Raw genomic sequence first — 20965 nt, forward strand, 5'->3', positions numbered from 1 at the left:
TCGGTTGATACGGTCCTTGAATGACCGCACCTGCTGTCCCGCAACGGCTCGCAGCACCTGAGCCGGGCTGGACCGACACAGTCGACGTGGTGGTGATCGGCTCGGGCATTGCCGGGCTGACTGCTGCACTCAAGGCCCGTGAGCTCGGGACCGTGCTGGTGGTGACGAAGGACGTTGTCGCCTCCGGCTCGACCCAGTGGGCCCAAGGCGGTATTGCCGCCGCACTCAGTCCCGAGGACTCACCAGAGGACCATCTGCAGGACACTCTGGTCGCGGGAGCCGGGCTGTGCGACCCAGACGCCGTACGGGCTTTGGTGACCGAAGGGCCTGACGCAGTACGGGATCTGATCGAGCTGGGTGCCCGCTTCGACACCATGGCCAACGGCGAGATCTCACTGACGCGTGAGGGTGGGCACCACCGAAACCGCATCGCACACTCTGGTGGTGACGCGACCGGTGCGGAGATCGAGCGTGCGCTGGTCGCTGCGGTGAAGCGGCTGCCGGACATCCGTCTGATCGAGCATGCGCTCGTCATCGACCTACTGCGGGCTGACGACGGCGCTGTGGCCGGCGTGACGCTGCACGTGATGGGTGAGGGCCAGCTCGACGGTATCGGTGCGATCCGTAGCCGGGTAGTGATCCTCGCGTCCGGCGGCCTCGGCCAGCTGTACGCCGCTACTACCAACCCGAGTGTGTCCACGGGTGACGGGATGGCGCTGGCACTGCGGGCCGGCGCGAAGGTGCGCGACCTGGAGTTCATCCAGTTCCACCCGACCGTGCTGTGGCTGGGCAAGAGCGCGAAAGGCCAGCAGCCGCTGGTGTCCGAGGCGGTCCGTGGTGAGGGCGCGTTCCTGGTCGACCACGAGGGCAAACGTTTCATGCAGGGTCAGCATGAGCTGGCCGACCTGGCGCCGCGGGACATTGTCGCGAAGGCGATCACCCGGCAGATGATTGCCGGGGGCAAGGATCATGTCTACCTGGACGCCCGGCACTTCGGTGATGAGAAGTGGCGGGTGCGGTTCCCGACCATTCTGGCGTCCTGCCGTTCGCACGGTATCGATCCGGTCCGTGAGCTGATCCCGGTCGCACCTGCCTGCCACTACTCGTCCGGTGGGGTGTGGACCGACCTCAATGGGCAGACTTCGGTGCCAGGTCTGTATGCCTGTGGTGAAGTCGCCTGCACCGGTGTGCACGGCGCCAACCGGCTCGCGTCGAACTCCCTGCTCGAAGGACTCGTCTTCGCGCGGCGCATAGCGAACCACCTGGCCAAGGGCCTTCCGGAGCAGCGTGAGCCGGCCGTGGACACCCGAATCCCCGGTCTGGTCGACGCGGACGTCGTACCGGAGCTGCAGCGGGTGATGACCGTTGGTGCCGGAGTGATCCGGAGCGCGCACAGTCTGGACGAGGCAGGTGCCGCACTGGCCAAGCTGATCGAGCAACCGGCCGGTGAGCCCGGCACTCCGGGCTGGGAGGCGACGAACCTGGTGACGGTCGCCTCTGCCCTGATCGCCGCCGCAACCGTGCGTGAGGAGAGCCGCGGCTCGCACTGGCGTGAGGACTACCCGGATCGCGATGATCAACACTGGTCGGGCAATCTGGACCTGACACTGCCCGCCGACGGCGAGCGTGCCCGCCCTGGAGCGACCTTCGTTCCACAGAGCAAGGAGAATCGGCAAGATGGATGACACCGTCGACCGGCAGTGGGTCGGTGACCTCGTGCGAGCCACGCTCGAGGAGGACCTTGCCGGTGGTGTGGACGTCACGACGACCGCCACGGTCGACCCGGACCAGGTCTCGGTCGCCGAGTTGGTCGCTCGCGCCGACGGCGTGGTCGCCGGGCTGGAGATTGCCGAACTGGTGATTCGGCAGGTCGCAGCGCCCGGAGAGGTCGAGCTGGAGTACTCCGTGACCGATGGCGCGTCGGTACGGCGCGGCGACGTGCTGATGACGATTCGCGGGAAGACGCAGCAGCTGCTGACCGCCGAGCGGACGACACTCAACCTGCTCGGCCACCTGTCCGGAGTGGCGACGCTGACCCGGCGCTGGGTGGATGCGGTCGAGGGGACCGGCGCGGTCATCCGCGACACCCGCAAGACGATGCCGCTGTTGCGCTCGCTCGAGAAGTACGCCGTGCGCTGTGGTGGCGGTAAGAACCACCGCATGGGGCTGTCGGATGCCGCACTGATCAAGGACAACCACGTGATCGCGGCAGGAGGCGTGGCAGAAGCGTTCCGGCTGGTGCGCAAGGCCTATCCGGAGATCTCGGTCGAGGTCGAGGTGGACTCCGTGGACGACGCCCTGATCGCCGTCGACTCCGGTGCCGAGCTGATCCTGCTGGACAACATGGATGTCCCCCTGCTGCGGGAGGCCGTCGAGAAGGTGGCCGGCCGCGCCAAGCTGGAGGCGTCCGGTGGGCTGACGCTGGACAAGGCCCGGGAGGTCGCCGAGACCGGTGTGAACTTCCTGGCGGTCGGTGCACTCACGCACTCCGCACCCGTGCTGGACATCGCCCTGGACCTCAAGGCCGTCTGATGCTGCTGGCCGTCGCCGTCGAGAACACCAGGACCCTTGTGGGCCTGGTGTTCGAGGGCACGGTCAAACGCCACTGGTGGGTCGGGACCGACTCCCGTCGTACGGCGGACGAGTGGGCGGTCCTGATCCAGGGGCTGCTCGCAGGTGAGGCCCCGGTCTCCGGGATCGCGGTCTGCTCCGCCGTACCGCAGGTACTGCACGAGTTCCGCGACCTGGTCACTCGCTACTACCAGGACGTGCCCAGTGTGGTGGTCGAGCCCGGCGTGAAGACCGGACTGCCTGTTCTGGTCGACAACCCGCGTGAGGTCGGCACGGACCGAATCGCCAACGCACTCGCAGCCGTCCAGCTGTACGGCGCTCCCTGCCTGGTCGTCGACGTCGGTACGGCGATCACCATCGACGTGGTGAACCCGTCCGGCGCGTTTGCCGGCGGAGTGATTGCTCCCGGCATCGAGACCGCCACTGACGCGCTAGGTGATGTGGCGGCTCAGCTCCGCCGGGTCGAGCTGGTCCGTCCGCGCGCTCTGGTGGCCAAGAACACCGTCGAAGCACTGCAGTCCGGCGCCGTTCACGGCTTCGCCGCCATGATCGACGGACTGGTCACCCGGATCCGTGAGGATCAGTCCTTCGCGGCGGAGACTCCCGTCGTACTGACTGGTGCCCTGGCATCGCTGGTACTCCGCGACCTCACGACCCCGGTGCACCACGAGCCCCTGCTCACACTGCGCGGTCTGCACCAGGCGTTCACCCGTAACAACTCCTAAGCGGTATATCGTGCAGCCCGTCGGTTGTGAGGCAACTGAGGTGAGGTGGTCCTGTGCGGCGCAGTTTCGCCGTGGCGCTGGTGCTGGCGACCGGTGCGTCTGTGCTGACCGCTTGTACGGGTGAGCCGTCGCCGTCCGACGTGGCGGTGGCTTGGTCGGGGGCGGGGAAGAGTTCCGTCCGGGTGACCTGGAAGGACGGTAACGCGCCCAACCGGATCACCATCGAGGGCGTGCTCAGCGAGGGGCCTTCGTACGTCCACTATCTGCCGGCCGAGCAGGACAACAGCTGGGACATCCCGACGTCGGCGTTCCCGCCGGACGGGAACTACCGGGTGGTGGTGATGAACGGGACGACCAAGGACGGTCTGACCGGCAAGCCGGCCAAGTCGCCGGTGTTCGACACCGACGGGCCGGTGCGGCCCAGCTCGGCGTTCGCGGTGGCGCAGGGGCGGGGTGTGCTGATCCGATGGACGGTGCCGCCGGCGCCGCAGGACTTCACCCCGCACGACCCGCTGGACGTCGAGGGCACGAAGGTGCAGAAGTACGTGCCGATGATCGGCAAGCCGGGCACGCAGCCGGCGCCGATCGGGCCGGGGACGACCTCGGCGCGGCAGGTCATCAACAGCATCCAGCCGCCGTTCCTGTTCCAGCTGCGGACCGAGAACGAGTGGTCCAGCAATGTCGGCGGGCAGGTGGTCGGGCTGACCAGCTCGGCGACGGTGTTCGTGCCGCCGAAGGCGCAGTACAGCCTGCCGATGCGAGTGCGTGGCCGCGTGGTGCTGCAGGAGACGTACTGCGCTGCCGAGGCGGCCTGTGCGCTGCAGCAGACCACCTCCGCCGGTATCCCGCTAACAGTGCTGACGCAGGTCACTCCCAAGGCGCGCTGGAGTCCGGTCGCTCATGGGAAGACCACGGCCGGCGGTCACTTCGACATACCGGTGGTCACTGCGGGTAGCCGGCCGTACAAGGTAGTGGCGAGTCGCTACGCCAAGCCGGGGGTGCTGACGGGAGAGTCGAGCAGTCCGGCGGTCTTCACCCGCGGAGTGGTCCGGCTGCTGGCCGGCGGCTACTTGGGCGGCAACAACAAGAAGCGCGGCGAGATGGTCACCGTCTTCGCCAGAGTGGCTCCGGCCTACACCTCCGCGGCGACGCTGCAGCTGTGGAACCGGCAGTCCCGCAAGTGGGTCTCGGTGAAGCTGGTCGCGCTGCGCCGCGGGCAGGCCGTCTTCGGGTTCAAGGTGAATGCCGTCGGCACCTATTCGTACCGTTGGGTGCTGCCGCAGGCCGCCTCCGGCGGTCGCAACATGGACGGCCTGACCACGCCCGCTCTGGACCTGCGGATCCGGCCCTAGGCCTCGGCGGACTCGGCCTCGAGGCCGAGCTCCTCGGTGCGGTGCCGGCGGCGCAGCTTGTAGACGACGTAGGCCCCGACCGCGGCGACGCCGATCGCCACGAGGGCCCAGACCGACACCTGGCCGAAGATCTTGTCCGCGTTGTCACCGATGTGGAAGGCAACGATCCCGATCGTGGCCGACCAGGCGATGCCGCCGGCGGCGTTCGCGATCAGGAACTTCGGGTAGGGCATCCGGAGGGTGCCGGCCATCGGGCCGGCGAAGATCCGGAGCAGCGCGACGAACCGGCCGAAGAAGACCGTCCAGACGCCGTACCGGTGGAAGTACTTCTCGGCCCGCGCGATCCGGTCGGGCGAGAAGTGCTTGAACCGGCGGCTGAGCCGGTCGAACAGGCTGCGGCCGGCCCGGTGGCCGATGAAGTACCCGATCGAGTCGCCGATGATCGCGCCCGCCGCGGCGGCCCCGATCACGAACTCGATCCGCAGGTCGCCCTGCGAGGCGAGCAGGGCCGCGGCGATCAGCGTGGTCTCGCCCGGCAACGGCACGCCCATGCTCTCGACGCCGATGACGAGCCCCACCACCAGGTACGCCACGATGGCCAGACCGCCGGTCGGTATCGCGATTGCTAGCGCTTCCCCCATGTACCCATAGTTACATTGCTCGGCAACCAATTAGCTGACCGGAGAGGTACTTCGGGGGAAAATCAGGGTTGTGGTGCCGCACCGGACGGTACGACGGTGAACATGATGTGGACCGAACGGGTGTCGTCGGGGTGCTCCGCGGCCGTCCGTCCCTTCCGGTAGCCGTCGACGAGCTTCTGCAGGTCGGCGCCGAGCTGCTCGGCCTCCTCGTGGGTCAGCCAGACCCGGGACCGGCTCATCGCGCTGACGTCATCCCAGGGGTCGTCGCCGTCCAGGTCGTCGAAGAGTTCGAGCATGCGGTCGGTGGCGACCCGCATCATCGCCTGGTTGGCCGTCCGGCCGGAGACCGTGGGCTGGGACGTGATCACCATGCCCTGCGCGGGCGCTCGCCACGGCCGCTCCCGGCCGTCGGTGGACTCGGCCCGCTCCACGATGCCCCAGCGCTCCAGCGCCCGGAGGTGGTAGCTCATCGCGGACGGTGTCAGCCCGGCCAGCTCGGCGCACTCGGTCGCCGTCAGCACCCGGCCGCTGTAGAGCTCGTCGATGACGAGCTGCCGAGCCGGGTGCGCCAGCGCGCGGATCGCCCGCGGATCGGTCAGCACCACCTTGTTCTCGGCCACGGTGTCAGCGTAGCGAGCCTTGACGCCGAAAGATATGAAGGGTTTACTTCACATTTATGAAGCAAACCCTTCAGACTTCCCTCTGGTCGCACCGGGACATCCGGCTGGTGCTGCCCGCCCGCGCGATCTCGTACGCCGGTGACGCGATCGCGATGCTTGCGCTGATGCTCCGCGTGAAGGAGTACGGCGGGCCCGGGGCGGTCACGCTCCTGCTGCTGGCCTTCGCCGTACCGACGGTGGCGATGATCCCGGTGGCCGGGCGGATCGTGGACAGCTACGACTCACGCGCCGTACTGGTGTGGGCCACGTTGCTGCAGGCAGTTGCTGGGGTGGCGCTGGCGTTCAGCCACGACCTGGGGAGCACGGTGGGGCTGGTCTGCTTGCTGCAGGTGGGGCAGGCGGTGGCCGGGCCGTGCTGGGGTGCGCTGATCCCGCGGATCGTGGGGGAGGACCTGGTCGGTCGGGCGACCGGTACCAGCCAGGCGCTGATCGGCGTGGCCATGCTGGTCGGGTCGGCGGTCGGTGGGGTGCTGGTGCAGTGGATCGGCGGCCGGGATGCGCTTCTGGTGGACGCAGCCACGTTCGGGCTGCTGGCACTAGTGGCTGGGTTGGTGCAGACCCGGCGCAGGCCGGAGCCTGGTGCTGCCCGGGAGCCGGGCGGGTTGATGGCCGGACTGCGCCATCTGTTCGGTGACCCGCTGCTGCGGATCCTGCTGATGTGCCTGTGGGGTTTCGTGCTGGTCGGTGAGGCCGTCAACGTGGTGGAGGTGTTCCTGGTGACCGACGTCGTCGGGCTGAGCGCCGCTTGGTACGGCTGGCTGCTCACCGGGCAGGGCGCCGGCACGATCCTCGGCGCCTGGGGCACCGGCCGCCTGTCCACTTCGGCGTCCCGCTCCCGGGCAGTGATGGGCGGTATGGCGGCTATCGGCGCCGGCATGTTGCTGATGGGCGGCTCGAATGGCGCAACCCCGCTGCTGGCCGGGGCTGTGCTGAGCGGGATCGGTAGCGGTCTGCTGAACGCAGCGGTGAGTACACTGATCGTCACCCGCGTCGCCGACGCGGTCCGCGGCCGGGTGGTCGCTGCGCTGTCCGGGACCGTCCGGGGCTGCAGCTTGATCGCATTGCCGCTGGGCGGCCTGGTTGCTGCGGTTCTCGGTCCGCGGATGACGTTCCTGGCGTGTGGGATCGTCTGCGTGCTCGCTGCGGGAGTGGGCGCCGTACTGGTGGCCAGAACAAAGGATTCGGTTGTGGAGGCGGTCAGTCACTAGCCTTTGGCTTATGACTGATGCACACGTGGACCCAGCGAACCCCGACACCGGGCAGGACGACCTGCCCGAGCAGATGCGGGTCCGCCGGGAGAAGCGTGACCGCCTGCTGGCGGAAGGAGTGGAGCCCTACCCGATCTCGGTACCGCGGACGCACCTGCTGAAGGACCTGCGCGCGACGTACGACGGGCAGGAGCTGGAGCCTGACACCAAGACCGGCGAGCAGGTGTCGGTGGTCGGCCGAGTGATCTTCCTGCGCAACACCGGCAAGCTCTGCTTCGTCCGGCTGCGGGAGGGCGATGGGACCGAGCTGCAGGTGATGCTGTCGCTGGCCGACCTCGGTGAGGAGGAGCTGGCCCGGTTCAAGGCGCTCGTCGACATCGGCGACCTGCTGGCCGTCCAGGGTGAGGTCGTGACGAGCCGTCGCGGCGAGCTGTCCGTGCAGGCGACCGGCTGGCAGATGGCGGCCAAGACGCTGCGCCCGCTGCCGAACGAGCACAAGCCGCTGAACGAGGAGGCACGCGTCCGGCTCCGGTACGTCGACCTGATCGTGCGGGCCGAGGCACGGGACATGGTCCGGGCCAAGGCCGGCGTGCTGAAGTCCTTGCGGGCCACGTACGACGCGCACGGCTTCATCGAGGTGGAGACGCCGGTCCTGCAGCTCACCAACGGTGGTGCGGCGGCCCGGCCGTTCAACACGCACCTGAACGCCTTCGACCAGGAGATGAAGCTGCGGATCGCGCTCGAGCTCGATCTCAAGCGCGCGATGATCGGTGGCGTCGACCGGGTCTTCGAGATCGGCCGGACCTTCCGCAACGAAGGCCTGGACTCGACCCATGCCGCGGAATTCTCGATGATCGAGGCCTACCAGGCCTACGGCGATTACGACACGATGGCCGAACTCATCCAGGAGCTGATCCGGAACGCGGGCGAAGCGATCGGCCGGTCGGTCGTCACTGCGCGCGACGGTTCGGAGATCGACTTCGCCCGGCCGTTCCGTCATGCGACGCTTTTCGGGCTGCTGTCGGAAGCGGTCGGTGAGAGCGTCGACCAGACCACCGATCTGGCCGCGTTGCTGAAGTTGGCCGAGCAGCACGACGTCGAGCTGCAGCCCGGCCGGAATGCCGGTGAGATCGCCGTCGACTTGTTCGAGAAGCTGTGCGAGCACACGCTGATCCAGCCGACCTTTGTGCGTGACTATCCGGAGTCGGCGCGGCCGTTGGCCAAGCCGCACCGGGAAATCCCGGGCCTGGTCGAGGCCTGGGACCTGTTCGTCAACGGGGTCGAGCTCGGGGTGGCCTACTCGGAGCTCAACGACCCGGTCATCCAGCGGGATCGCCTGGTGGCACAGTCGTTGCTGGCCGCGGCCGGGGATCCCGAGGCGATGGAACTGGACGAGGACTTCCTGCGCGCAATGGAGTTCGGGATGCCGCCGGCCGGCGGCATGGGGATGGGACTGGACCGGTTGATCATGCTCTACACCGGTGCCGGTATCCGGGAGACGATTCTGTTCCCCTTGCTCCGGCCGGAGTGATTTCTTGAACTGGGCCGCGGGTGCTGCATAGCACACCCGCGGCCCTCTGTATTTTCTGGGGCATTTGAATACGCAAGGTCACGACGCGGCTCCCGCCACTTTGTGGAACATTCCGTGCGGAGAATGACAAGTGGGTGGTTTGTGCGGTACAAATCAGGTGCAAACAATTCGGCAGGGGATTGTGCCCGGTGACGGGTGCAGGAAGGATTGTCATCGATGGCGCAAAGGGTGCAGGTGGTCCTGGAGGACGATCTCGACGGCGGTAAGGCCGACGAGACCGTGACCTTCGGGCTGGACGGGACGACGTACGAGATCGACCTTTCCAAGAAGAATGCCGCCAAACTGCGCGACGCCCTCGCCGGGTACGTCGGCTCGGGCCGCCGGGTGGCCGGTCGCCGCGGTGCGGTCGGACGGGCCCGCGGTCGCGGCCGGTCCGCCTCGGACTCCGCCGACATCCGGGCCTGGGCCAAGGAGAACGGCTACGAGGTCAGCGAGCGCGGCCGGATCTCGGCCGAGGTGCGCGCGGCGTACAACGAAGCCAAGTAATTTCAGTAGGCTCTTGCGGTCCCGGTACCCTTGGGGTATCGGGACCGTCCGCATTCCGGTTGTTTCAGGATGTGGACGTGTCGCGATCGGAGAGTGCGGGCGGTGCCTGACCCGGCAGTCATCGACGGAATTCGCTGGTGGCGAACACGCTGTCCGATCGTGGTCAGGCGGGAACACCCTGGAGATCCGTGGGGTTGTTCCCTTGTGATGCCGCCCGGGTGTCCGATCCAACAGTGATTGTTTGTTCGCCCAGAGCGAGCTTGTCGGTACCGGGGACTAGCATGCATGTACGGGGGTCGGCCCACACGGCACGTCCGACTCCTCTGAGGCAAGGAGCGCTTTGGCGATGTTTGAACGATTTACGGACCGCGCCCGTCGGGTAGTCGTCCTGGCTCAGGAAGAGGCCAGGATGCTCAGCCACAACTACATCGGGACCGAGCACATCCTGCTCGGCCTGATCCACGAGGGTGAAGGTGTCGCCGCCAAGGCTCTCGAGAGCCTGGGTATCTCGCTCGAAGCTGTTCGCTCCCAGGTCGAGGAGATCATCGGCCAGGGACAGCAGGCACCGAGCGGGCACATCCCGTTCACCCCCCGCGCCAAGAAGGTGCTGGAGCTCTCCCTGCGCGAGGCCCTGCAGCTGGGCCACAACTACATCGGCACCGAGCACATCCTGCTCGGCCTCATCCGCGAGGGTGAGGGTGTCGCAGCGCAGGTCCTGGTCAAGCTCGGTGCGGACCTGAACAAGGTCCGGCAGCAGGTCATCCAGCTGCTGAGCGGTTACCAGGGCAAGGAGCCCACCAGTGCCGGGGCACCCACCGAGGGGGCGCCGAGCAGCTCCCTGGTGCTCGACCAGTTCGGCCGGAACTACACCCAGTCCGCTCGTGAGGCGAAGCTCGACCCGGTGATCGGGCGCGAGAGCGAGATCGAGCGGGTCATGCAGGTGCTGTCCCGGCGGACCAAGAACAACCCTGTCCTGATCGGTGAGCCGGGTGTCGGCAAGACGGCGATCGTGGAGGGTCTGGCTCAGCAGATCGTCCGCGGTGACGTCCCGGAGACGCTCAAGGACAAGCAGATCTACTCCCTCGACCTCGGCGCCCTGGTGGCGGGTTCCCGCTACCGCGGTGACTTCGAGGAGCGCCTGAAGAAGGTGCTGAAGGAGATCCGCACCCGCGGTGACATCGTGCTGTTCATCGACGAGATCCACACCCTCGTCGGGGCCGGTGCGGCCGAGGGCGCGATCGACGCGGCGAGCATCCTGAAGCCGATGCTGGCCCGTGGAGAGCTGCAGACGATCGGTGCGACCACCCTCGACGAGTACCGCAAGTACGTCGAGAAGGACGCCGCGCTGGAGCGCCGCTTCCAGCCGATCCAGGTCGCCGAGCCCTCGATCGCGCACACGATCGAGATCCTCAAGGGTCTGCGCGACCGCTACGAGGCGCACCACCGGGTGACCATCACCGATGCCGCCCTGGTCAACGCCGCGCAGATGGCCGACCGCTACATCTCCGACCGGTTCCTGCCCGACAAGGCGATCGACCTGATCGACGAGGCCGGGGCCCGGTTGCGGATCCGCCGGATGACGGCTCCGCCGGACCTGCGCGAGTTCGACGAGAAGATCGCGACGGTCCGCCGGGAGAAGGAGTCGGCGATCGATGCTCAGGACTTCGAGCGCGCCGCGGGGCTCCGCGACGACGAGAAGAAGCTGATCAACGCGAAGGCCGAGCGGGAGAAGCAGTGGAAGGCCGGCGACATGGACGTCGTCGCCGAGGTCGACGAGGAGCTGATCGCCGAGGTGCTCAGCACCGCGACCGGTATCCCCGTCTTCAAGCTGACCGAGGAGGAGTCCTCGCGGCTGCTGGACATGGAGAAGGTGCTGGCCAAGCAGTACATCGGCCAGGTGGACGCGGTGAAGGCGCTGTCGCGCTCGATCCGTCGTACTCGCGCCGGTCTGAAGGACCCGCGCCGCCCGAGCGGCTCGTTCATCTTCGCCGGCCCGTCCGGTGTCGGTAAGACCGAGCTGTCGAAGGTGCTGACCGAGTTCCTGTTCGGCGACCAGAACGCGCTGATCAGCCTCGACATGTCGGAGTACTCGGAGAAGCACACGGCCTCGCGGCTGTTCGGCTCGCCTCCGGGGTACGTCGGCTACGAAGAGGGTGGCCAGCTCACCGAGAAGGTCCGGCGCAAGCCGTTCTCCGTCGTGCTGTTCGACGAGGTGGAGAAGGCCCACCCGGACATCTTCAACTCGCTGCTGCAGATCCTGGACGAGGGTCGCCTGACCGACGCCCAGGGCCGCGTGGTCGACTTCAAGAACACGGTCATCATCATGACCACCAACCTGGGCACCAAGGACATCTCGAAGGGGGCGCTCGGGTTCTCGCAGACCTCGGACACCTCCGGCTCGTACGAGCGGATGAAGTCCAAGGTGACCGAAGAGCTCAAGCAGCACTTCCGCCCGGAGTTCCTGAACCGTGTCGACGAGATCGTGGTCTTCCACCAGCACAGCAAGGACGACATCGTCAAGATCGTCGACCTGATGCTGGCCCAGGTGGAGGAGCGGCTGAAGGACAAGGACATGGGCATCGAGCTCACGCCGGCAGCGAAGGCACTGGTCGCCGACCGTGGCTTCGACCCGGTGCTGGGTGCCCGTCCGCTGCGCCGCGCTCTACAGCGCGACGTGGAGGACGTCCTGGCCGAGAAGATCCTGTTCGGGGAGCTGCGGCCCGGCCAGATCGTCCTGGTCGACGTCGCTCCGGACGACACGGTGGACGCCGATGGCCTGCGCGAGTACTTCACCTTCACCGGAACGCCGAAGTCCGGCGCCTCCGAGCTGGAGCTGACCGACCTCGCCGCCGGCGGCACCTCGGGTCTGCAGGACTCGTAGGACGTCAGCAGTTGTAGCCAGAGCAGTTGACGAAAGGCCCCACACTTCGGTGTGGGGCCTTTCGCCTTGTGTGCAGGTTTTCCCTCGTGGTCCTGACAAGACTTTCGATCCTGGTCGAAAGGTGTCCGGATCCGGTCTCGGAGCGCATTCGCGCTTCTACACTGCGCATATGCCGTCGGGGCTCCGGATCGATCTGCTCGGACCGCTCACCGTCCGCAGCGGTGACGCGGAGATTTCGGTCGGCCCGTTGCGGCAGCAGGCGATGTTCGCCGTTCTCGCGCTGAATGCCGATCGGGTGCTCACTCCGGAACAGTTGCTCGATCTGGTCTGGGACGACGATCCGCCGCCGACCGGGATCAAGGTCGTGCCGACCTACGTGTACCGGATCCGGAAGTCGCTGCCGCCGGGTTCGCGCCTGGAGCGGACGACCGCCGGGTATGTCCTGCGGCTCGATCCTGAGGTGCTGGATCTGGAGCGGTTCGAGACGACCGTGCGCGCGGCCGGTCAGCACACTGATCCGGAGCAGGCGCTGGCACTGCACGATCAGGCGTTGGCGTTGTTCCGTGGCCAGCCGTTGAGTGGTTTGCCCGGGCAGTACCTGGCCGGGCAGCGCCGCCGGATCGCTGAACGCCGGGAGAAGGCGCTCGGCACCCGGATCCAGTTGCAGCTCGCCGCCGGCCGGCACGTCGAGGCGATCCCGGAGCTGATCGGGCTGGTCGCCGACCACCCGTTCGACGAACGGTTCGCGGTGTTGTTGATGAACGCCCTGGCCGGGAGCGGCCGGCAGGCCGAAGCGCTCGAGACCTATCAGCGGGTACGCCGAACGCTCGTCGAGCAGCTCGGGATCGAGCCCGGCCCGGAACTGCGCGCTGCCCAGCAAACGCTGCTGCGGGTCGAGGCGCCCGCCGTACCGGCACGCAACGAACTCCCGTACGGCGGGGCCGCGTTCGCCGGGCGGGCTGCGGAGCTGGCCGAGGTGGTGGCCGCCCTGGGAATCTCAGCGCCGCGAACCTCAGCGCCGCGAACCTCGGCGCCGCGAACCTCGGCGAAGGCGGCGCCGCCGGTGCTGGCGATCGACGGGATGGCGGGGATCGGCAAGACGGCGCTGGCGGTTCAGGCCGGACACCTGCTGGCGTCGCAGTATCCGGACGGTCAGTTGTTCGTCGATCTGCACGGGCACACGCCGGGGCGCGAGCCGCTCGGGATCGAGCAGGCGGTCGACCACCTGCTCCGCGGCATCGGCGTACCGGCGGATCAGATTCCCGGTTGCCTGGAGGATCGGCTGTCGTTGTGGCGAGTGAGGTCGTCACGGCTGCGGTTGCTGGTCGTGCTGGACAACGCTCCGGACGCGGCGATCGTGCGGTCATTGTTGCCTGAGGCATCGGAATGTGCGGTGCTGGTGACGAGCCGCCGGCTGCTGCTCGAGCTGGATGCCAAGCGCCGGCTCGGGCTCGGGTTGCTGGCGATGGATGACGCGACCGCGTTGCTGACCGAGATCGCCGGGCCGGATCGCCATGGTGGCGACGAAGCGGCGGTACGGGAGTTGGCCGAGCACTGCGGCCGGTTGCCGCTGGCGTTGCGGATCGCTGGTGCGCGGTTGCTGCATCGGCCGGCCTGGTCGATGCAGCACCTGAACGAACGGATGCGCGGCCGGCGTCGCCTGCGCGAACTGGACGGTGACTCGAACGGGGTCCGGTCAGCCTTCGCGGTGTCGTACGAGCAGCTGCCAGCGGATCAGCGTCGATTGTTCGCGTGCCTCGGGTTGTTCCCGGGCAAGGACTTCGACGCGAACGCGGCGGCTGCGCTGGCCGGGATCGACGTACCGGTGGCGGAGGGGTTACTGGAGAGCCTCGTGGACGCGAGCTTGCTGCTGGCGCCGCGGCCGGGGCGGTACGAGTTCCACGACCTGCTGCGTGGATATGCCGCAGAGGTTGCCGACGACGGCGAGGCGGTCGGTCGGCTGGTCGAGTACTACCTGTCGGTGTCAGGGCCTGAGCTTGGTCCGGATCTGACCTGGGCGGATCTTGAGCGGCCGAATCTCCTTGCTGCGTTGGAGGTTGCGGAGGATGTGGCCGCGGTTCCGTTCGCGTTGGTGCTGGCGCCGTACCTGCATGGGCGAAGCCGGTTGGACGAGCTGGACGCCGTACTGACGACCGGTCTGGCCGCTGCCGAGCGGCGGCACGATGCGGAGGCTCAAGCGCGGCTGCTGTTCCTGCGCGGGAATTTCGGGCAGTTCCGTTGTGGGCCGCAGAAGGGCTTGTGCGATCTGCGGCGGGCCGCAGAGCTGGCGCCGGACGACCAGCCGGGGCTGCGGTCGCGGATCCTGGGGTCGCTCGGGTACACGCAGGGCACGCTGGACCCGTCGTCGAACCATGCCGAGTTGCTCCGTACGTCGTTGCGTCTCGCGCAGCTGGCGGATGACCGCGAGGCAGTGGTCGAGACGTTGAGTCGGCTTGCTGCGCTGGCGGTTCGGCAGCACGGGTTCGCGATGGCGCTCGAGTACTACGAGCGTGCATTGGATCTGGCGCGTGAGATCGGTGATGAGCGGCTCGAGCCTGAGCTGCTGAATGGCATTGCGGTGTGTCGGCTGGCCGAAGATGAGCCGCTCCCTGCGCTTGAAGCCACTCGCACCGCGCAGCGCCTGGCCGCCGTCCACGAGCTCGACTTCTCGATGAGCTACGCCCCCTGTCATCAGGGTGAAGCGCACCGCCGCCTCGGCCGAACCAAGCTGGCTGTGGAGATCCACGAGCAGGCGCTCACACTGGCGATCGGCAACTGCACCCACCTCGACGAGGTCGACGCGCGTCTGCACCTGGGCCGCAGCCTTCTCAGCGCCGGCCAGGGCGAGGCCGCCGCCGAACAGTTCGACCTCGCCCTCCGCCTCAGCCAGGACCGCAGCCACGCCCTCGGCGTCGTCGGAGCCCTCACCGGCCTAGCCGACTGCACCCCTCATTCGGCCCGAGCCGACCGCCTCCTCCGCCAGGCCCACGAACACGCCCACAACGCCGGCTACCTGGCCCTAGCCACCCGCCTCGAACACCGCCTGGACCGCACCCCCGCCATCCACAGCTGATCAAAGCGTTGCGTCCGAAGGTCCGCAGTGCGTGGTCGGCGTGTTTTCGGACGCAACGGGGGTTATGGGGTCGCGGCGTCTGAGGTGGGCGATGGTTTGGGTGATGATGTCGGGGTCGGGTGGGTGATTGTTGCGGTGGGCAAGTAGGTGGGCTGCGGTGGTTAGGAGCCAGCAGGTGGCGGTTGCCAGGGCTATGGCTGGGCCTGGGCCGGGCCAGGTGTCGCCTAGGGCTTCCAGCTGACCGGCTTGGTAGGCGCCGGCCAGGAAGAGCAGGGTGATGACTGCGGTGACTCCTGCGACGGCTTGAGCTTTGTGGCCGGGTTTGAGGACCAGTACGGCGACTGTGGTGGCTAGGCCGACCAGCCAGGTGAGAGCGAGCTGGGGCTGGGTTTCGATGCCTAGTTGCCAGACAGACAGGCCGAGTCGACGGCTGTAGGTCCAGGGGAGCAGCAGGGTGAGTCCGGTGGCCAGTGCGGCGAGCAGACCGGCACGAGCCAGCCAGCGGTGTTCGGCAACGGCCAATGCCTGCTCGGCCTTGGCCAGACGCGCAGGCAGTTCTTCATCCGGGAGTGCGCTCATCGGGCAGCCTCCACACGGACTACGTCGTTCCCCAGCTCGAAGTACAAGGCCTGCCCGATCACTGTCACCTTGTCCGCGGCTTGCGGGACACCCTGCGTCGGACCGGCGAGCACAGTCACCCGGCCGGCGTCGACGCGCAGCAGGTGGACGGCGTCGTACCCCCAGAGCTTCCCATCGGGTCCGGTAAACCACAGGCCGGCTGTCTCACCGGCCACGCTGCTGGTGCGTCCGTTGGTATCCGTCAGCACCAGTCGGTCGCCGAGACGCGTCACGGTCTGCCCTGAGGGCAGCAGGACAAGCAGATCTCCCTTCACCGCAAGACGTCGTACGCCGTCCGGTCCGTAGTAGTTGCACAACCCGCCACCGATCGCGGTCACCAACCGGTCCCCGGCGGCCGCAGCAAACTCCGCCTTGGGGTTGTCCGGCAGCGGCTTCTGATCCCGTTGCACCGTGGTCCGGCCACGTACGAGGTGTACGGCGCGCTCCGGGCCCGGCTGGTCCGCCAGCGTCCACCACACGCCGCCCTGTCCGTCCGGTGCCGAACTACGCGCCGCCAGCGGCAACCGAAGGCGCGCCAACTTGCCGTCGGCATCCAGCCCGAGCAGCGAGTTCACGCCAGGCGAACCCTGATGTGGGTCCACGGTCTCGACGGCGGGCAGCACAGTCGCCCGGAAGTCCGTCGTACCGCGGACTGGCTTGCGTCGATCGCACCGCGGCAGTGGATCAGGTGCAGCCGGGTACGTCGCTGCAGCGCTAGCCGCATCGGTGATCTGCAGGATCTGACTCCCACCACCAGGTGAAGTCCCCAGCAGCACCGAACCGTCTGGCCGCGCCTCGATGCTGCTGATCCCGTCGGCTCCACCGGGCAGCTTTCGCATTACGCCGTCTGGCGTGATGACCGACGTCGGCGCACCACCGCCCAGCCACACGTTGCCGCGCACATCGACCGCGAACGCATCCACCGTCATCGACGAGCTGGCCGCATCACTACTCAAGAGGCAGCCAGCTGGAGCGACTCCGGTCAGCTGCTGCGTCGGTCCGCCCCGACGAGCCATGGCCAGCCCCGTCTCGCTGGTCCGCCAGGCCGTCGTACCGTCTGGCCCGCTGGACAGCGCATTACCCGGTGCGCCAGCTCCCGGGTCCACCTCGAAGTCCTGAAGTCGCATGCCGGGGCGGAGCTGGTTGGCGGGGATCTGCCAGGTCGTCGCACCACCCCACACCACGATCGACCGGTCCGCGTTCCGGTGGCTGAGCGCCGGGCCGACTCCAGAAGCGAGCACCTCGACGCCAGGCGTCACGTAGTACTGCCCGTCGGGGTCCTTGTGGCTGAGGCTGAGGTCGGCCTGTGGCAGATCGAGTGGGACCGACAGGATCGCCCACGGCTTCCCGCCCGCACCACCGGCCAGCACGACCAGGTGGTTGTCGGTAACACCCCACACCGCCGGTGCGGTTGGCCCGTGGTTCAGCGTGACCTCCGGGAGGGCGACGCCGTCGTCGTATGCGAAGACAGTTGAGCTCTCCGAACCTGTCCGGCCCAGCAGCCACTGTCCCGGCGAACCGTCCAGAGTGCTCGCAAACGAGTCGAGCGGATCGGAGGTGCCGATAGCGACCCGCATCCCGAGCCTGTCGACCAGCTGGCCGTTATGCAGATCGAGCAGCCGGTGCGGCACGCCCACGGTCGGCTCTGCCGCGTACGGCGTACCTGTCGCTGAGGGGACGAGCAGTCCGACCACTCCGCCGACCAAGCCCAGCAGAACCAATAGGCGGCCACCAATCAGCCCGGCGGCGATCAGAAGAACGCCCAGCGCTAGAGCGGTCCACGCGCCGATGCCGGGGCGGTAGCCAACACCGTTCGGCAGCAACGGCGGCAACCAGAGCAGATGCGCGGCCAGCCCGGCGACGGTGACCGATCCACACGTGACGGCGGCCAACCGCCGTACCAGCCCGCGCGTGGCCAGGGTCGCGACGGCGAGCGCACAGACGACCAGCGCCCAACTCCGGGCCGACGGGATCTCCCAGAGCTGCACCCGGATCAACCCGGCCTCCGCGAGACCGACCGCGACCGGGTCCCGGAGTTCACGCCACGGAAGAACAGTTGAGAGCAAAACCAGTACGGCGAGAGTGCCGGTCGCGAACGGCATCAACCAGCCCCGAGCTGGAGCCCAACTCTCGATCCGATCGAGCATTCGGACAAAGAGTGCCCGCAATTCGGACTGGTTGAGCGGCTCAGCGGACACGTTCGGCAAGTCGTCGACAGAAGTTGGCCGCGGGGTCATCGGGCCCCGGAACAACTGGGTGGCCCAGTAGCCCGCAACGGCGGTGGCGAGGGTCCCGCAGGCCAGGGTTCCGATCACAGCCGGTGAGAAAGCACAGGTCGGCCGGTCCTGCTGGACGAATCCGGTCCAGGCCGCCATGGTGACCGCCGCGAGCACCGCCGTACCCCAGCCTCGGACCTGTCGGCTTAGGCCGAAACTCTCGGCAGACAAGCGATCCGCGAGGATCAGCAGCACCATCGCGACCGGCAGGATCAGGGCCGCGGTCCGGCCCTCGACCGGCTGGGTGGTGGCCCGCCAGAGGTAACAGCCTGTGCCTGTCCGGCCCGGGACGAGGACAGCGAGCAGAGCGCCGGCGGCGAGACCTGACAACACGAGACCGGGTTTGCCAGTGCGCCGTAACGTCCTACGATGCGTGAGCAGTTCGGTACGGATCAGTGCCGTTGCCGCCTGCGATTCGGTCGGTAGATCGCGCAGCGGCATGAAAAAGAAGTTACCTGGCACCCCTGTACCGCGTTGTAACCCTGTGACCACGTTGATGGGACCCGGACTGTCGGAAAGGGGGCCGAGGATGGAATCATCTCGTCGCATGGACGCGCCGCGTCTGCCCCTGACCCAAGAACCGGTCGCCGACACCGGTTCTTTTGGTGTGCGGCAAGCGGGCGGCGTGCTCGAGCGGGCACAGCGGATCGCGGACACCCTGCGCGAGCAGGCGGAGTACGAGAACGACCTGGCCCGCGAGGACGCCGAGCGCGCCCGGGCCGAGACCGAGCAGCTCCGCGCCGCTGCTGACGCGGCCGCCCAGAAGCTCCGTGCCGACGCGACCTCGTCGGCCCAGCGACTCCTGAACGACGCCGAGCGCGCAGCCGAACAGCTGCGCGCCGAGTCCACTGCCGAGGCGGACCGCGTCCGGTCCGAGGCGCAGGACGCCGCCGAGCGGCTGCAGGCCGAGTCCACTGCCGAAGCCGAGCGGGTACGGCGGGAGGCGGCGGAAGCGGCTGAGAAGCTGCGCGTGGAGTCGACGACCGAGGCGGAGCGCGTGCGTTCCGAGGCGACCACTCTGTCGGAGCGGATGACCGCCGGCGCCGAGCGTGCGGCCGAGCAGTTGCGCGTGACCGTCGCCGAGGAAGTGGCCAAGCGGCGCAGCGAGTCTGAATCGGCCGCCGAGCAACTGCGGAACGAGAGCCAGGCGGCCGCCGACCGGTTGCGGGCCGAGTCGCAGGCCGCGGCCGACCGCCGGATCGCCGCAGCTGAGGCCGAGGCGGCCCGCGTCACCGAAAGCGCCGAGTCCGAGGCTGCCCGCCTGAAAGCGGAGTCCGAGGCGGAAGCCGCCCGGATCAAGGAAGAGTCCGAGGCCGAGGCCACCAGGGTCACGCAGGCCGCCGAGATCGAGGCCGCCCGGCTGAAGTCGGAGTCCGAGTCCACGGCTGCCCGCTTGAAGGCCGAGTCCGAGGCTGCAGCTGCGGCGCTGAAGGCAGAGTCCGAGGCCGAAGCTGCTCGACTGAAGTCGGAGTCCGAGGCAGCGGCTGCGCGGTTGAAGTCGGAGTCCGAGGCCGAAGCCACTCGGGTGAAGGATGAGGCCGAAGAGCTTCTGCTGGGGGCTCGGGAGGCTCGTGAAGCGGCTGACCTGATGGTCGACCGCGCTGGGCGCGAGGCACAGCAGCTGGTGGCCGATGCGGGTGAGCAGGCCGCGCTCGTGTCCCAGGCCGCCGTACAGAACGAGGCCGAGCTGATCGCTCGCTCCGAGACCGAGGCCGCCGAGCTGCGAGCCGCGGTCGAAGTGGAGGTCGAGGCAGCCCGGGAGAAGTCGCGGGCCCAGATCGCCGAGGCGCATGCCGAGATCGAGCGCCTCCGGGGCGAGAACCGCGCCGAGCTGGAACGTCGTACGGCGGAGCTCGAGGAGACCGAGCGGGCCAAGCTGGCCGCGATCTCGCTGGAGATCGACAAGCTCCGGGCCGAGGCGATGGCCGAGCTGTCCGAGCGCAAGGCCGAGGCCGAGCTGTCCAACGAGCGGCTGATGGCCGACGCGCGGGCGCAGGCCAAGCTGGTCGTCGACTCCATCGAGGCCGACCGGCGGAACGCGACGATCGAGGCGCAGCGGATCGTCGACGACGCGAACAAGGCGGCCGAGACGGCACTCGCCGAGGCCGAGAAGCAGACGCTGTGGAGCAAGAAGACCGTCGATGAGCTGATCGGCACGGCCGAGGCCGAGGCGCAGACGATCCGCGAGCAGGCGGCGTACGAGGCCGGCAAGATGATGCTGGAGAAGCGGGCGCACCTGCGGCGCGTGATCAGCCGCTCGACCAGCCGGCTGAAGCAGACCCAGGAAGCGATCGCCAAGGAGAACGCGGAGTACACCGCGCTCGCCGAGAGCACGCTCGAATCCGCGTCCGCGCAGGCCGAAGCGACGCTGTCCTCGGCCCGGTCGGAGGCCGCGAAGGTGACGGCGCAGGCGCAGTCCCGGGCCGATCGGCAGAAGGCGGCGGCCGAGCTCGAGGCGAAGGAGATCGTCGATCGGGCGACCCGGCGCGAGACCGAGGCACAGTCCAGCACGCAGGTCCTGCGCGAGCGGGCGGCCAAGGATCTCGCCGACGCGCAGCGTCAGTCCCACGAGCTGATCCGCAAGTCCCGCGCCGAGGCGCAGCAGCTCGAGGCGCAGGCCCGGGAGCACGCGGACGAACTGCGCGCCCAGGCCCGTAAACTACTCGCCGATGCCGAGGCGAGGGTCGCGGCTCTGAATCAGCGCCGCGACGAGATCACCAAGGAGCTCACCCAGCTTTCGGGTGTGATCGAGGCACTCGCTGTACCGGGGTTCCGCCCAGGTGGTGGAATGTCTTCCAGTGAGGGTTCCACGGGGGAATCAGGATGAGGACGTGACAGTCAGATCCTTGTCAGTGACAATGTG

Annotated in this window: 14 protein-coding genes; 10 read left to right on the plus strand and 4 right to left on the minus strand. The window is 68.3% G+C overall.

Features of this window, described 5'->3' with window-relative positions; genetic code table 11:
* Positions 1-20 precede the first annotated feature (20 nt).
* From ACIA49_RS08525 to ACIA49_RS08540, 4 genes are read left to right on the plus strand one after another with little or no spacing between them, the layout of a single operon-like run.
* On the plus strand, positions 21-1685 hold the full coding sequence (locus tag ACIA49_RS08525) for an L-aspartate oxidase (RefSeq protein ID WP_396376482.1): 1665 nt from the start codon (positions 21-23) through the stop codon (positions 1683-1685).
* Positions 1678-2532: a carboxylating nicotinate-nucleotide diphosphorylase gene (gene nadC / locus ACIA49_RS08530; RefSeq protein ID WP_396376483.1), complete on the plus strand. Its 855-nt coding sequence runs from the start codon at positions 1678-1680 to the stop codon at positions 2530-2532. Before ACIA49_RS08525 ends, nadC begins: the two co-directional genes overlap by 8 nt.
* Positions 2532-3296, plus strand: a complete 765-nt coding sequence (locus tag ACIA49_RS08535; RefSeq protein ID WP_396376484.1) for a type III pantothenate kinase — start codon at positions 2532-2534, stop codon at positions 3294-3296. Before nadC ends, ACIA49_RS08535 begins: the two co-directional genes overlap by 1 nt.
* A 53-nt stretch (positions 3297-3349) precedes the next feature.
* Positions 3350-4648, plus strand: coding sequence for a hypothetical protein (locus ACIA49_RS08540; protein ID WP_396376485.1), 1299 nt, complete (start codon positions 3350-3352; stop codon positions 4646-4648).
* On the opposite strand, the gene ACIA49_RS08545 is transcribed toward ACIA49_RS08540, so the two are convergent.
* A complete protein-coding gene (locus ACIA49_RS08545; protein ID WP_396376486.1) occupies positions 4645-5289 on the minus strand; it encodes a DedA family protein in 645 nt (214 codons plus the stop codon). The genes ACIA49_RS08540 and ACIA49_RS08545 overlap by 4 nt on opposite strands.
* Positions 5290-5351: 62 nt before the next feature.
* A complete protein-coding gene (locus ACIA49_RS08550; RefSeq protein WP_396376487.1) occupies positions 5352-5909 on the minus strand; it encodes an ArsR/SmtB family transcription factor in 558 nt (185 codons plus the stop codon).
* Positions 5910-5965: 56 nt separating this feature from the next.
* Here ACIA49_RS08550 and ACIA49_RS08555 point away from each other — a divergent pair, with 56 nt between their 5' ends.
* From ACIA49_RS08555 to ACIA49_RS08575, 5 genes are all read left to right on the plus strand, one after another.
* Positions 5966-7177: an MFS transporter gene (locus ACIA49_RS08555; RefSeq protein WP_396376489.1), complete on the plus strand. Its 1212-nt coding sequence runs from the start codon at positions 5966-5968 to the stop codon at positions 7175-7177.
* 10 nt (positions 7178-7187) lie between these two features.
* Positions 7188-8708, plus strand: a complete 1521-nt coding sequence (lysS, locus tag ACIA49_RS08560; protein ID WP_396376490.1) for a lysine--tRNA ligase — start codon at positions 7188-7190, stop codon at positions 8706-8708.
* Between the two features lie 216 nt (positions 8709-8924).
* Positions 8925-9254: an Lsr2 family protein gene (locus tag ACIA49_RS08565; protein ID WP_132164573.1), complete on the plus strand. Its 330-nt coding sequence runs from the start codon at positions 8925-8927 to the stop codon at positions 9252-9254.
* A 346-nt stretch (positions 9255-9600) separates the two neighbouring features.
* On the plus strand, positions 9601-12135 hold the full coding sequence (locus tag ACIA49_RS08570; RefSeq protein WP_396376492.1) for an ATP-dependent Clp protease ATP-binding subunit: 2535 nt from the start codon (positions 9601-9603) through the stop codon (positions 12133-12135).
* Positions 12136-12304: 169 nt separating this feature from the next.
* On the plus strand, positions 12305-15208 hold the full coding sequence (locus ACIA49_RS08575) for a BTAD domain-containing putative transcriptional regulator (protein ID WP_396376493.1): 2904 nt from the start codon (positions 12305-12307) through the stop codon (positions 15206-15208).
* On the opposite strand, the gene ACIA49_RS08580 is transcribed toward ACIA49_RS08575, so the two are convergent.
* Together ACIA49_RS08580 and ACIA49_RS08585 are read right to left on the minus strand one after the other, a co-directional pair.
* The gene (locus ACIA49_RS08580) at positions 15209-15787 is read right to left on the minus strand and encodes a hypothetical protein (protein WP_396376494.1); all 579 of its coding nucleotides are present in this window, start codon (positions 15785-15787) and stop codon (positions 15209-15211) included.
* Positions 15784-18543 carry a hypothetical protein gene (locus ACIA49_RS08585; protein ID WP_396376495.1) on the minus strand — a complete coding sequence of 920 codons (2760 nt, stop codon included), beginning with the start codon at positions 18541-18543 and terminating at the stop codon, positions 15784-15786. Before ACIA49_RS08585 ends, ACIA49_RS08580 begins: the two co-directional genes overlap by 4 nt.
* A gap of 106 nt (positions 18544-18649) precedes the next feature.
* Here ACIA49_RS08585 and ACIA49_RS08590 point away from each other — a divergent pair, with 106 nt between their 5' ends.
* Complete coding sequence (locus ACIA49_RS08590) at positions 18650-20929, plus strand: kinetoplast-associated-like protein (protein WP_396376496.1); 2280 nt, start codon at positions 18650-18652, stop codon at positions 20927-20929.
* The last annotated feature ends 36 nt before the right edge of the window (positions 20930-20965 follow it).

This window comes from Kribbella sp. NPDC051587, from assembly GCF_044453945.1.
Taxonomy (GTDB): Bacteria; Actinomycetota; Actinomycetes; order Propionibacteriales; family Kribbellaceae; genus Kribbella.

Coding starts and splice junctions, on each gene's coding strand:
- ACIA49_RS08525 (WP_396376482.1), top strand. CDS start 21: ATGACCGCACCTGCTGTCCCGCAACGGCTCGCAGCACCTGAGCCGGGC.
- nadC (WP_396376483.1), top strand. CDS start 1,678: ATGGATGACACCGTCGACCGGCAGTGGGTCGGTGACCTCGTGCGAGCC.
- ACIA49_RS08535 (WP_396376484.1), top strand. CDS start 2,532: ATGCTGCTGGCCGTCGCCGTCGAGAACACCAGGACCCTTGTGGGCCTG.
- ACIA49_RS08545 (WP_396376486.1), bottom strand. CDS start 5,289: ATGGGGGAAGCGCTAGCAATCGCGATACCGACCGGCGGTCTGGCCATC.
- ACIA49_RS08555 (WP_396376489.1), top strand. CDS start 5,966: ATGAAGCAAACCCTTCAGACTTCCCTCTGGTCGCACCGGGACATCCGG.
- lysS (WP_396376490.1), top strand. CDS start 7,188: ATGACTGATGCACACGTGGACCCAGCGAACCCCGACACCGGGCAGGAC.
- ACIA49_RS08565 (WP_132164573.1), top strand. CDS start 8,925: ATGGCGCAAAGGGTGCAGGTGGTCCTGGAGGACGATCTCGACGGCGGT.
- ACIA49_RS08570 (WP_396376492.1), top strand. CDS start 9,601: ATGTTTGAACGATTTACGGACCGCGCCCGTCGGGTAGTCGTCCTGGCT.
- ACIA49_RS08575 (WP_396376493.1), top strand. CDS start 12,305: ATGCCGTCGGGGCTCCGGATCGATCTGCTCGGACCGCTCACCGTCCGC.
- ACIA49_RS08580 (WP_396376494.1), bottom strand. CDS start 15,787: ATGAGCGCACTCCCGGATGAAGAACTGCCTGCGCGTCTGGCCAAGGCC.
- ACIA49_RS08585 (WP_396376495.1), bottom strand. CDS start 18,543: ATGCCGCTGCGCGATCTACCGACCGAATCGCAGGCGGCAACGGCACTG.
- ACIA49_RS08590 (WP_396376496.1), top strand. CDS start 18,650: ATGGACGCGCCGCGTCTGCCCCTGACCCAAGAACCGGTCGCCGACACC.